The organism is Tumidithrix helvetica PCC 7403, assembly GCF_965232925.1.
GTDB lineage: Bacteria > Cyanobacteriota > Cyanobacteriia > Pseudanabaenales > Pseudanabaenaceae > Tumidithrix > Tumidithrix helvetica.
Map to the genome: position 1 here is coordinate 88,732 of NZ_CBDDRA010000010.1, position 12,285 is coordinate 101,016.

Annotated in this window: 9 protein-coding genes and 1 pseudogene; 5 read left to right on the top strand and 5 right to left on the bottom strand. The window is 45.9% G+C overall.

Annotation, left to right across the window (positions count from 1 at the left end; genetic code table 11):
• A complete protein-coding gene (locus ACP2WE_RS11260; protein WP_425215646.1) occupies positions 1-486 on the bottom strand; it encodes a bilin-binding protein in 486 nt (161 codons plus the stop codon).
• A gap of 245 nt (positions 487-731) precedes the next feature.
• Between ACP2WE_RS11260 and ACP2WE_RS11265 the strand changes: the two genes are divergently transcribed.
• Complete coding sequence (locus ACP2WE_RS11265; protein ID WP_425215647.1) at positions 732-1,646, top strand: GGDEF domain-containing protein; 915 nt, start codon at positions 732-734, stop codon at positions 1,644-1,646.
• A 71-nt stretch (positions 1,647-1,717) separates the two neighbouring features.
• Here ACP2WE_RS11265 and ACP2WE_RS11270 read toward each other — a convergent pair whose 3' ends face one another.
• Together ACP2WE_RS11270 and ACP2WE_RS11275 are read right to left on the bottom strand one after the other, a co-directional pair.
• Positions 1,718-4,498: a GAF domain-containing protein gene (locus ACP2WE_RS11270; RefSeq protein WP_425215648.1), complete on the bottom strand. Its 2,781-nt coding sequence runs from the start codon at positions 4,496-4,498 to the stop codon at positions 1,718-1,720.
• Positions 4,499-4,740: 242 nt separating this feature from the next.
• Positions 4,741-5,058: a DUF3067 family protein gene (locus ACP2WE_RS11275; RefSeq protein WP_425215649.1), complete on the bottom strand. Its 318-nt coding sequence runs from the start codon at positions 5,056-5,058 to the stop codon at positions 4,741-4,743.
• 539 nt (positions 5,059-5,597) lie between these two features.
• On the opposite strand from ACP2WE_RS11275, the pseudogene ACP2WE_RS11280 reads away from it, so the two are divergent.
• Positions 5,598-5,729: pseudogene (locus tag ACP2WE_RS11280) on the top strand (ABC transporter permease); the annotation flags it as partial.
• Positions 5,730-5,980: 251 nt separating this feature from the next.
• Here ACP2WE_RS11280 and ACP2WE_RS11285 read toward each other — a convergent pair.
• Positions 5,981-8,278 carry a PAS domain S-box protein gene (locus ACP2WE_RS11285; protein ID WP_425215650.1) on the bottom strand — a complete coding sequence of 766 codons (2,298 nt, stop codon included), beginning with the start codon at positions 8,276-8,278 and terminating at the stop codon, positions 5,981-5,983.
• A 157-nt stretch (positions 8,279-8,435) separates the two neighbouring features.
• On the opposite strand from ACP2WE_RS11285, the gene ACP2WE_RS11290 reads away from it, so the two are divergent.
• The 3 genes from ACP2WE_RS11290 (at position 8,436) to ACP2WE_RS11300 (ending at position 11,912) form a co-directional block, all read left to right on the top strand.
• Positions 8,436-10,163 (top strand): DUF3352 domain-containing protein, encoded by a 1,728-nt coding sequence (locus ACP2WE_RS11290; RefSeq protein ID WP_425215651.1) that lies wholly within the window; start codon positions 8,436-8,438, stop codon positions 10,161-10,163.
• 133 nt (positions 10,164-10,296) lie between these two features.
• Entirely contained in the window at positions 10,297-11,001 is a 705-nt protein-coding gene (locus ACP2WE_RS11295) for a DUF3386 domain-containing protein (RefSeq protein ID WP_425215652.1), read from the top strand.
• Positions 11,002-11,093: 92 nt separating this feature from the next.
• On the top strand, positions 11,094-11,912 hold the full coding sequence (locus tag ACP2WE_RS11300) for a hypothetical protein (protein WP_425215653.1): 819 nt from the start codon (positions 11,094-11,096) through the stop codon (positions 11,910-11,912).
• Between the two features lie 51 nt (positions 11,913-11,963).
• Here ACP2WE_RS11300 and ACP2WE_RS11305 read toward each other — a convergent pair whose 3' ends face one another.
• Entirely contained in the window at positions 11,964-12,248 is a 285-nt protein-coding gene (locus ACP2WE_RS11305; RefSeq protein WP_425215654.1) for a hypothetical protein, read from the bottom strand.
• Positions 12,249-12,285 lie beyond the last annotated feature (37 nt).

The following is a 12,285-nucleotide window of genomic DNA, read 5'->3' on the forward strand; positions in this document are numbered from 1 at the left end:
CTAGAAGCGATCGGCTGTCGCACTTAATAAACTGCGATTCAATTCCAAAATTGGGCATAAAAGATTGGCAACAGATAAAGGCAGCGTTTGCTTCACGACATCCTGCATAACCTTATAGGTGAGATTGCAGGCTTGTTGAGCCCCAAATGCTTGCATAATCGTCTGAAACCAAAATAAAAATTGTTCTTGTAGCAGGTCTGGATCGTCGAGTAATAGGGCAATGGCTGTGTAGCGCAGTACTCTAATCGTATCCTGTTTCCACTTATTACTCAGATCTTCATTGCCTTTAACAAAGATGGTAGGATCCTGCAATCGCATCTCGATCTGAACCTTATCGACAATTTGACGCTCTGACACTTGAATCTTGGCATAGGCATCCACTCTAGAGCTAAATGATTGAAGGTAACTGTCTAAAAACTGAAGTTCAGCATCACTAGCATAGCGACCCTCTGCTTCCACACTCAACCGTTGCAGCTTACTTAGCATTTAGCATCCCAAAAATGAATAAGTTTGTCATCATGTACGATCCTATTATCCACAGCTTTTAATTTAACATTAGGTAAGTACCTGATGGCATCGGCATTTGCCAAAATATGCCTGATGTTTTTTAGATGTGATAAAAATCAATGCACATTCCGACAAATTGTGGTTTAAATTAAACTAAACATTTTTTTATAAATTTTATAAATTTAAGTCAAAACACTGTTAACACGTCTATGTAAGGTTGGATTATGGCTAAAGGTCTGGAATTGTATCAGTGGTTTGAGTCCCTAGGATGGCCGCGTTCTTATGCTGGCAAGGCTTTTTTTGTTGCCTTCGTCATTATTCAAGTGCCAATGCTTGTACTAATTGCTTATATTTTACTCAACCCCAATGAAGCCGTAAAACTGAGCCTTTTTGTTATCCTGCCATTAGCAACCTTGTTGGTTAGTATCTTGGTAATTTCAGCATTTAAATTGCTGCTCCAACCAGTAAAACTGGCACAGGAAGCGCTTGATTCTTATGTTGGGGATAATCAGGTGATCCCTTTGCCTACTCATTTTCGGGATGAAGTTGGCACTTTGTTGAGCAATATCGCTAAAGTTATTCAGGTTTTTGAATTTCGCCGTTCTAATCTCGAACAAATCGCGGTCAAGGACTATTTAACTGGTTTGTTAAATCGCCGCGCTGCTGTCGAGAGATTGCAGCAAAGTTTAGAGCTTTCTTTTAGGAATGAACTACCTCTATGTGTTGCTGTTGCGGATGTGGACTATTTCAAGAATATCAATGATAACTACGGCCATGCGATCGGCGATCGCGTCTTAATCGCATTGAGTGATAGTTTGCAACAAATTGTGCGTGGTAGCGATTGGGTAGCCCGTTGGGGAGGGGAGGAATTTTTAATCGTCCTCTATACTGACCTCGAAGGCGCAAAGGTTGCCCTAGAGAGGATTCGCGAGGGGATCGCCCAATTAAAAGTTAGCACTGATGTCCCCAAGCAACCCGAACTGAGTTTTACGACTAGTATCGGATTTACCTTAGCGATACCCATGGACACAATTTATACCTCGGTTGAGCGAGCCGATAAAGCGCTTTATACTGCCAAACGCGAAGGTCGCAACCAAGTGGTTCATTTCGCTGGAGAATGGATGCAGGTTAACACTTAAACTTTATGGGATTTTAAGGGGATTCGTATTCCAAAAAAAGAATGGAAATCAGATTGGTTACGTCTTAATCCTTACCCTGACGATAGAGGCAAGATGATCCGACTGAGAATGCGGTTGTCTTCTAACTGGTAAAGGGATAGTTCTCCACCTGCCTCATGCATCAGGCTTTGACAAATTGATAGGTGTAAACCTGGGGGTTGATCTAAGATCGAGGGTACTAGCGGATCGACCGTTCTACCCTGTTGCAATTCCGCAAGCAGGTTGGCATCGACAGTGCCATAGTCAGTGATCGAGAGTTCCAGCGATCGCTCGTCAATTTGGCGGCACCATAGATCGATTCTGCCGCCTACCGCAGAGCGCCCACAGGCAAACAGCAGCAGTTCGTTGATGATCATCTCAATTTTGGCAATGTCCCCACCGACGAGCACATTTGCTTGATTATGTACCTGCGACCAAATTTGCCGTTGTTTAATCAGGGGATCGACACGCTCTAAGGCTCGTTTGAGCATTCCTGCCAAGGGCGAAGTCTCAAAGTTAGGACGCAAACGCCACTGCTCTTTACGAATGATTTGCGGTAAGGGTGATAGCGAAGCTTGCAACTGTTTAAGAGATTGCTGTAGTCGCATATTTGTAACGGCATCATTCTCCCCATTTGCTCGAGAGTCCACCTCTAAAAGTCGTTGCACGCCGCCACCAACACTGCGATAGACATCCTCAATGCGTCGGTGTTTATACCAATTGAGGCGCTCTAGCTCTTGGCGGTGATGGCGCAGATGATCGACTAAAACCAAGTGGCGACGCGACCATGCCAGTTGATTGGCTAACATGATGAAAGCTTGTAGTTGTCGATCTTGCCAACGTCTTCCCGCTTTATCTCCCACCAAAATCATGCCTGTGGGTTGATGTTCGGGTGTGGTTCGCAGTGCAATTAATAAAAGGTTTCCAAGACTAGGAGCATTAAGCCACGATCGGGTTGACTCAGGCAAATCATGGACTGTGAGGGGTAAAATCCCTTCCGTTTGTAAAGCCCACTCGACCAAGGTATCCGTTTCGATTGCCACCATCGTATCGGTGATATTGAGATTAAAGTCATCGCGACTGGCAAAGTGAGAAGCAATCTGTCCCCCAGGTCTGCCAGGGAGCCAAGTGATTAGCACCGATAGGGGCGCTTGCATTACCTGTGACATCAGCTGGGTTGCGATCGGGTGCAGCCGCTCGACCGTCGTTGCCTGTTGCAGCGCGACCAAACCAAACTGAACCGCTTGCTGTAGTTTTTGGCGTTCGTCAGCTTGGCGCTGTAATTCCCCTTGGTGCAAAATTAGCCCCACTTGCTGTGCTACGGCTTGCACCATTTCTTTTTCAGGACGCGACCAAGTGCGAGGAGTCTCATGCCCTACCGCGAGGATCCCTTCTAAAGACTTGCCCACTGAGGTGCTACTAATAATCAGGGATCGTAGGTCGAGTTCTACCAAAGGCGGTCTCCAAGACAAAAATTTAAAATCGCTCTCATAGTTTTCTATGGTCACCGCCTCATGGGACTGCTCCATCATTTGTAGATCGACCTGAGACAACTCGGCTAGGTTGGTGGGCAAGGGGCGACGATTTTTGGGGTGATGCTGAAAATAAATCCGAAACGTCCCCGTATCGCGATCGAACAGTGCCACCCAAAATCTTTCCAGTCCCAAACGTTGACATAATTGATCGGCTGCTAATTGCAAGGAATCTTGCCAGTCCTGTTCTGAAAAGATCGCCCGAGCGATCCCCGCTGTTAGCACTTGATCGGAGGCAATGCGATCGAGCGTTGCTTCCATCTCTTCTAGCGGTGCTGTCATCGCCACCAATTGGGCGCAACCCTTGACGAAATTACGCTCGTCATCAGTCCAAAGTCGAGGCTCATCTCCTTCGACACAGAGAAAGCCCATTAATTCCGATTGAAATAGGATTGGAGCAATGATGATTGATTCAGCCCCAAACTGTTCCATGATGCGGTTATTTAGTTCGCTCTTTGTCATGTTATGGACATCGACAACTGTAACAATTTGGTCTTTGCTGAGTGCCTGATAGAGGGCAGGTGCATTTTGTACGGTCACCCCTGCCGTGTTGTCAACGCGGTCTTTACTGGGACCTTTTTGCTTGTTGGTAACTCTGCGCCAAAAGTAACGATGCTCGCGCTCAAACCAATAGATATGGGTGTGAGCAGGCATGATAAAGTCATGGGTCTGATTGACAATCTCGTCTAGCCTTTGACTGAGCTGGGGCATATTGCGCAAGCGATCGAGCATAATCAATAAAGGTTCATCAGGGCGCTTGGTATTTTGATGCTGCCAGTCAGATTCGATACGATTGAGCGAAGCGCCAAGGCTACCCATCACAATAGACAGCCGTGCCTTTTCTTCAGCTCTTGGGGCAACATTCCATAAATGTGAGCCTAGCAGTACAACCCCAAATGCTAAGTCCTTGTGATAAATCGGCCAGACCAAGGTGCCTTGTACTTCAAATTTTTGAGCGGCTTTTTGCCATTCTCCACTACGCTTTTCTTGACGCAGATCGGCGATCGGGACGGGTCGCCTTTGCATGATTACCTGATCGAGTAAGTCGCCAGCATTGAGGGCAAATCGCTCTTTTAAGAATTTTATGTCACCCGCAGGGGTGATGCCCCCTTTACCAACAAGGCGATGATTGGCGCGATCGTAGAGCGCCAACCAGATCAGTTTGTATTCAAAATTGTCTTTTAAGTAATCGAGGGTAGCAGCAACAAGCGCCTCTATGTCTTCTTCTTCTCGCAAGGTCTGCATGACGCGACCCAAGTTTACGAATTGACGTTCCCAGGGACTGGCTGCTGCTTGACTCATATATTTATGTCCTGACTTCCTCTACTTTAGTAGCCTAGCGGCGCTTCCACTGGGAATAACACTTGTAAATCACGGTTGCAAATTGCTTGCAGAAACAAGTTCTTAGTTCTAAAGGGGTTGTATTGAATGCAAATTACAATATCAACAACAATTCTGATTTATCTTAGCTTTAATAAGTTTTACATAACTGACTTTACTTAAAAAGTATAACCAGATGTACTTTAGAGTAATTCATTTTAATCTTATCGATCTTCAACTAACCATTCTAGCGATCGCACTCCCAACTCTAGTGGAATATTAACAGCTTTTCCAAGTCTGGGTCGGGATTTGGTGTTTTTGATAAACTCCTTGACCTGTTCGACCGTTCCCCAGTCATTTAAATGGGCAGCGATCGCATTGAGGTGATCTAGATAATCTGTCTCGTTAAGGGGAAAAGAAGCTTGCTCTTGGTATCGCCACATTACCTGTGCCAAGATTCGTCCTTGAGTGCGACGCAGTTGCACATCGTAGGAATGTCCCCACTTGTTTAGGATGAGTTGGCGCAGTTCTTCTCCAGTCATGAGTTTTATAGAGTTATAGCATTTCAGTAACTTTCTGATATGTACCACAAGGACATACTACATTTTCTGCTCAAATGCTACAAGGTTTTCAGATACTGAATTTTGGTGGTGCTTAAATATTAAGTGCAGGAAAATTTGTCACCCTTACTACCCATTTTTTAAGTAATACCAATTTCTCTTGAAATTGCGACAGATCGGGTTTTGTGTTCCGCGCGGAGCGCGGTCTTTTCAAAAAGTGATGCAACGCATCTTTTTGAAAATGGTATAAACATCTCCCGTCAAAGGCAACTTAAAGCGCTAAAACCTCTAGTTAAGGATGGTACAACCCTTATTTAATGCCCCACCTGCTAACACTTCTAGAATTGTTAACTTTAATTAATACCAATTTTACTTAGATTTGCAACAGATCGAGATTTGAGTTCCGCGCTCCGCGCGGTCTTTCAAAAGATAATGCGTCGCATTATCTTTTGAAAATGGTATAAGTTCGACTACTTACCATCCAAAAGGAATTGGCGTATCTTTAGGTTCACAAAGGTTTTATGAAAAGGATTCTCTCTCAATGTAGTAAGGAACTGTCGCAATTTCGGCGCGATCGCTTGACCTTAGCCTTGGCATTTTTACTACCTGTGGCGACACTGTTTATTTTTGGCTTTGCAATTCGTCTAGCAGCCTGTCGGAGAAATAACTTTTTTCAACATGAGTTCGCCGATCTACAGGGCGACGATTTTAGAACTGCCATGTTAAAGCTAGCTGGAAATTGATAGGCGATCGCCAACTAGCTTGCTGCAATAAGGATGATTCTCAAGTATTCTTATTGCCATGACTTTTAAAGAAATCAAACATCGTCACTGTCGATGATCTTTTTTGAAATATCTTCAAACTCATACCCCTTTTCTTTCTCTAGAATGCCTCAAGATCTGAGTTAGGCAATATTTTCGCCTGATAGAATTGCTCCCATTAAATCGACATCATCGTGCGAGACTCCCGTAAGATTGGCATCGCGCAAATCGGCATCGCGTAGATCGGCTCCCCGCAGATTGGCTCCGCGTAGGTCTGCCCCGTGCAAATTCGCTTTGAGAAGGTTGGCTCCCCGCAAATCCACGCCGCGCAAACTAGCTCGTTGAAGGTTTGCATTTCCAAGATCGCTGCCGTTTAACTGCGCACCACTAAGGTTTGATTGTTGCAAATCAGCATTGGCTAGACTAACACCACATAAATTCCAGCCTAAAAAATCGCGTTTCCCAGAGGCATATTGACTCAAAAGTAACTGCCCAGAAGCAAGCGCACCTGTTCCATTCTGAAGATAGGCAGACATGAAATTGAAACTGCCATTGCCATTCTTTTGTGCAGAATCATGAAGCGATAGATCCGTCGCGATGTGAGCGTTCACCAATGATTTTAGGCGGTGCAGTTCAGTTTCTTTACGTTTGCGATCGCTAATATCTTCAATGATTCTCAATACACCCAGAATCTTACCTTCAGCATCTTTGACTTGGGCAGTTGAGAGACTGACATCAAGGGTAGTTCCATCTTTACAAGGATAAACAGTCTCAACAGCATTGAGCCCATCTCCTGCCAGTGTTTCTAAAAATACTTGGAATTCCGAATCAGACTGACTCATAGTTACAGGTAGGGGGTTGCCAATTACCTCTGCTGCGCTCCAGCCAAAGATTTTTTCTGCGGCGGGATTCCATAGTAGAACCTTACCTTCGGGACTAATAATATCAATGGACACAGGTGAAGAACGCACAACAGCCTGTAAGAGTTCGTGGGCTCTTTGTAGTTCAGATTCGACATCGCCGCGTTCGCTAATATCGATGCAAACCCCATCGGCGATCGTGGAACCATCTTCACTGCGGTAATAACGGGCGATATCCTGTACCCATTTGACTTCGCCCGATTTGGTCACAATCCGAAACTCGCGGCGGAATGTGGCTAGCTTTTCAATGCCAGCTTTGACCATTGCATCAAACTGTTCGCGATCGTCGAGATAAACCAAGTCAGCCAATCGATCGGGTCTAGCCATAGCCTGCTTGGGTTGCATACCTGCAAGTTCGATCAGTCCATCGCTAATAAAGGGTAAGGAGACCTTACCATCAGGATTCCAAACCAATCGATAAAACGTACCAGGCATACTTGCCGCGATCGCAGCTAGCCGCAGTTCGCTTTCCTGTAGGGCGGTTTGGGTACGTTTGCGATCGGTAATATCTCTTGAATTGATCACAATTCCCTGAATATTCGGATCTTGAACCAAGTCATTACAAACCGACTCTAAATAAACCCAGTCCCCATTGATATGGCGATAGCGCATGACCATGGGTGGAGAGATACTGATCGCCTGTTGAGATTGCGATAGGAAAGATTGAAAAATTGGCAGATCGTCGGGATGGAGAAACTGCACTAATTTTTTGCCCACGATATCTTCGGGCTGAAATCCCAAAATCCGAGAAACCGAGGGGCTACAGTACTGAATGCTGGCATCGGTGTCGATAATATTCACGATATCGGAGGAATGTTGCATCAAAGCCCGTAGTTTTCCCTCGTTATGGGCAAGATGCCTAGCCACGCGGCTCTGTTCCTCACGTTCGGAGCGAATCTGTCGCTCTAATAGATTCATCTTGGCATTGAGGGAAGCCAATCGAATTTCTAGCTGCTGATTGGCACGCCACAGTTGTTCTTCATCTTGTTTGCGCTCAGTGGTGTCCTGAATCCACCACCGCAAGGCGACAACCTTACCGTTCCCATCCCTGACACTCAGAATCGTAAATGTGGCATCAAAGGGTTGTCCTGTGGGAAACTGCATCTGAAGGTCAAGGCTCTTAAGATTTTGTCCCCTTTGCAGTTGCCCCAAAAATCTCTGGAATTGCTCTTGATTGGCAGGCAGCACGTATTCTTTAAGATTTTGGCCGATCAGATCGGAGCCCAAAATGACTGTGGCTGCACGGTTTGCCGATTGTACGATTCCCGTTTCATCGGTGACAAAATAGCCATCAGGGGCAAACTCAAACAGTTCGCGATAATTGTGACAGTCAGCGGCGATCGCTTCCTGTTGGGTCTCAACTTGCGTAATCGCTTTTTGTAAAGCAGCAAAGGATTCAGATAGAGCAGAAACAACAGCACTAAATTCCCCCGATTGTGTTGTTGGATCGATGGCAGCTTGGAGCTTTTGCAAATTCTGAACCGACGCATCAAGCAACTCGTGGCAGACGCTTAATACCATAGGTTTAGGATGGGTCAGGTAATGTTGTAAATCATCCTAGCATTTTGCTATAGTCATCGATTACTCGAATTAGATTCGTTATATAAGCTCATGTTCTGTAGTATCTTGATCTTGTCCTGGCGGTTAAAATCAAGAGCCTAGAATTTGCGTATCTTTCATGTCTAGATCTTCTAAATCCAATAAGCCTGCGCCCAAACGTCAAAAATCTTCAGCCCCCTTGTTCGTTGCAATTGGGGCTGCAATTGCAACAGTCGGTGCTGGAGCAGCCGTTTTCTTTGTCTGGCAAAAATCACAAGTCCCGACGGGTGTAATCGGTACGGCTTCTGCCATTCCTCAAGAAGCACAGGTGGTGATGGCATTTAATACCACTTCTGAGCCTTGGCAAAAGTTGGTACAGTTTGGCACGCCTGATTCCCAAAAGCTATTGAGCGAGGGCATGGAAAAGTCGCCCCTCAATTCTTTACTCGTGCAAAGCAAGACAGATTTTAGTCGCGATGTGCAGCCTTGGCTTAAGGGGCATGTGATTACGGCTTTGATCGCCGATCCGCAGAAACCGAATGCGCCACCTGCTACCTTGGTGATTGCCCCCACCAGCGATCGCGCTAAGTCCGATCTGTTTTTGACCAAGTATCGCGATGCCCTCACCCAACAGGGGGCAAAGTTTACACCCAAGGAATATAAAGAATTTAAATATTACGAGTCGCCCACCCGCGACCCTAACAACAGCGTGATCACGGCGGATATTGGGGGGCGCTATGTAGCGATCTCTACCAGTTCTGCCCTGATCCAACGTACCTTTGATACCTATAAGGGAGATCTGCCCTCTCTCGCGAAAAAATCTAGCTTTGCTGCGGTGTTTGGTGCTGAGAGCAAAAGCAATATTGCTGAGCCCTTGGTTCAGATTTATTTAGATGGTGCGATCGCGTTGGAATTCATCGGTTCCCAGACGAAATTAAGTTTGGGAGAACCGATTATTGCCCAGTCGCGCCGAGAACTAGATGCGATTACCCTCACCGCAGGCACGCAAAAAGAGGGGTTACGTTTTGAAGTCACCACCTATCTCAAAGATAAAGGCACGACCAGCGCACAGGCACAGACTGCCGCTGGCGCGGTGTTAAATTCTTTGCCCCAAGAAGCTTTCTTACTGGTTTCGGGTATCAATCTCAACCAGTCTTGGCAATCCCTCGTGGCACAGGCAAAGGGAAATGCCAACTCCGAGCAAATGTTAGATCAAATTCGTAAAAGCGTTAAGGATGCCACCAAACTGGATCTCGAACGCGATATTTTGAAATGGATGACAGGTGAGTTTGCGATCGCAGCTATCCCCAATAACCAAGGTATCTTGGCAAATCCCGGATTTGGCTTTGTGGTGTTGTTGCAAACGAGCAATGATAAAGACGCTCAAGCAACTTTTGATAAACTCGATGCCGCTGCCAAAGCCTCTTCCAGTGGACTGATTCCCCAGGGTGTCGATCTGAAATCAAAAAAATTAGGCGATCGCGACATTGTGACTTGGCAAGTGGGCAACGCCACGATGGCATCCCACGGTTCTCTAGGGAATAATTTTGTGTTTTGGTCGATGGGCGATCTAGCCGATCAATTTGTGCCAAAACCCACCAAAAGCCTACCTGAGAGCAGTTCCTTTCAAATCCTTACCACTGGACTACCCAAAAGTAATGGGGGGTATTTCTACCTGAATATGACCACAGCCTTAACCCTAGCCGATCGCCTGTTGCCACCAGACATTCGCTCGACACCCAGTTTTACCCAAGTTAGAGCCGTCCTTGACGCGATTCGCGGCATTGCCGTCACCAGCACCAATATCAACAGCCGTATCACTCGTCTAGATTTCTTGTTTACGCTAAAGCCCACCCCAGGAAATTAAGGCGGGTTTTCCTTACTGCACAGAGTATCAATTCTTGGATATTGCCCAAGCCCAAGCGATTACAATGCAGTAGGATATTTCAAAATTTCTAAAATAAACCTCACACAATTCAGTAACCGTATAAATTAAGCCAATGATTACTACAGAAGCAACAGATACCAAAGCCCGCGACCTATTTCGTGCTGCCTATGAAAATCGCTATACCTGGGATAGTAACTTCCCTGGATTGACTGCTAATGTTTCTGTGAGCTTGAATGGAAATACCCGCACAGGCAAGGCTCGCATCAACGCCGACCAATCGGTAGAAGTGGTGATGGATGAACCCAAACTCATTAGCCGCACTACCCGCACGCCTAGCGGTGAAGACAAGACCGTCTCTGTAGATGAAGAACAGGAATGGTTGACCAACCAACTCAAGGATGTCGTCACCCATCGCAAGCGTAAGACCTTTGAAGAAGCCCATGGCAAGTCTGGGTTTAGCATGGGTGAAGCCGATGACACAGGCGCGGTCGAAATTTTGGTGACGGGTGACGCCATGGGCTCAAACTACAAGGTGCGTGACAGTCAAATTTGCCTTGTTAGTCGCGTGATGGGACGAATGGCGTTTGTGATCAATCACCTCGGTCACCTTGATACGGGGGAAGGCTATATCTCCTCGGCTTACAGCGCTGTATTTCGCAATCCTCAGACCGATGAGATCTTGCGTCAGGCTAAGTTTGAGGACATCTACGAAAAGCTGGGTAACTACTATGTGATGACCAAACAAATCGTGCATTCTAACGAGCAAGGTCAACAAAAAACCTACGAAATCGTATTTAGCGATATTCAATTACTCTAGGGAATTACCCCTAACCCTTCCCTTGCCCTAGACGCGAAGCGACTTCCCGTTGGGTAGGGGAGGGAACAAGATTTTCGTAGCCGCGATCGCCTATGCAAACCGATTTAAAACAACTTGAGATTTCGGAAACAGCGCTACAAGCCATGACAGGCGTGCCAAGAACCCTGTCTAGTTCGTCCCATGCGCGATCGCAAGAAGATCGGAAGTTACTCAAATTTACGATCGTTGCTACCTCCATCGCAGCGCTGATTGCTTTACTAAGTTCCCTTTGTTATTTCGTTCCCAACTTTCGCATTCCTGCTGCCATCTTTGCCTTTTGCCTTTTGTTTGGTGCATCTTGCTTGGCAATGGAAATGGCAGAATTGGCATTGATCGGTTTTGCCTTTGCCTTAGCTGCGGGAGCCTATGCAATCTATACCCTTACCGCATTTTCTTTTCAGGTCGTTTTGTGGAGTATCGCGATCGCAGGGGCTATGGCGCTAGGAGTAGCCGTCTTAATTCAAGTAATTCCATTGGGATTTTCTAAAAACCGCAACTATGGAAGTCCCAAACCATCGAAATCTCTAGCGCGTCTCTATGGCGAAGTTGATAAATACAATAAGGTAATTCGGGATATCCATGTTTTTGACCAACTGGAAGCCGCAGGAAATCCCATTCGCTTGCACGATCGCGAATCTGTTCTCTCTGCCCTCAAAATTACCCATGGCGATCTGGTGCGCGCCTTAAAAACTGAAAAAATCCTACGAGAAAATCCTGACTTTAATCCCGAACAATTTGCGATCGACTTGAACGCGTTTCATGCCATTCAAGTCAGCGAGCAAGCAGGTGAATACGGCCAGTTCTTTGATACCACCATGCAGATTGCGATCGCTGTACAAAAAACCATGCGAGATCTGCAAAAACACGCCTAATTATTCTCGGCAAATTCTAATTCTAAATAACGCGAATCTCAAAAAGCACAATTACCAGCAATACATGGGTTTGCCAGTCTTTTCAATCAAAATTGTTTGGATGGAAGACTTTATACGTGCGATCGCGGTCTGTAATTTATATTGCTCTTCGTCAAACTGCCAAGCGGTTGCATAATCCTTACAGTCGATTACCAAGGTGTCAGGTGTCGCAAAGGCATAAGCTACCCCGTCTGAATCTAAGCCACTGATCGTCAAAATTTGTTTTCCTATCTTTTGGGCGTAAGTTACTTGTTCCAATAAGATTTCTGCAACTGGGTTCATAGTAAGCTCCTTCATATTTACTCATGAAAAATGCACCCTCTGCTCGTCGGCT

Bases quoted from the DNA above. Each gene is read 5' to 3' on its own strand.
- ACP2WE_RS11285 (WP_425215650.1), bottom strand. From the start codon at position 8,278: ATGGTATTAAGCGTCTGCCACGAGTTGCTTGATGCGTCGGTTCAGAAT.
- ACP2WE_RS11300 (WP_425215653.1), top strand. From the start codon at position 11,094: ATGCAAACCGATTTAAAACAACTTGAGATTTCGGAAACAGCGCTACAA.
- ACP2WE_RS11275 (WP_425215649.1), bottom strand. From the start codon at position 5,058: ATGACTGGAGAAGAACTGCGCCAACTCATCCTAAACAAGTGGGGACAT.
- ACP2WE_RS11305 (WP_425215654.1), bottom strand. From the start codon at position 12,248: ATGAAGGAGCTTACTATGAACCCAGTTGCAGAAATCTTATTGGAACAA.
- ACP2WE_RS11295 (WP_425215652.1), top strand. From the start codon at position 10,297: ATGATTACTACAGAAGCAACAGATACCAAAGCCCGCGACCTATTTCGT.
- ACP2WE_RS11270 (WP_425215648.1), bottom strand. From the start codon at position 4,498: ATGAGTCAAGCAGCAGCCAGTCCCTGGGAACGTCAATTCGTAAACTTG.
- ACP2WE_RS11265 (WP_425215647.1), top strand. From the start codon at position 732: ATGGCTAAAGGTCTGGAATTGTATCAGTGGTTTGAGTCCCTAGGATGG.
- ACP2WE_RS11260 (WP_425215646.1), bottom strand. From the start codon at position 486: ATGCTAAGTAAGCTGCAACGGTTGAGTGTGGAAGCAGAGGGTCGCTAT.
- ACP2WE_RS11290 (WP_425215651.1), top strand. From the start codon at position 8,436: ATGTCTAGATCTTCTAAATCCAATAAGCCTGCGCCCAAACGTCAAAAA.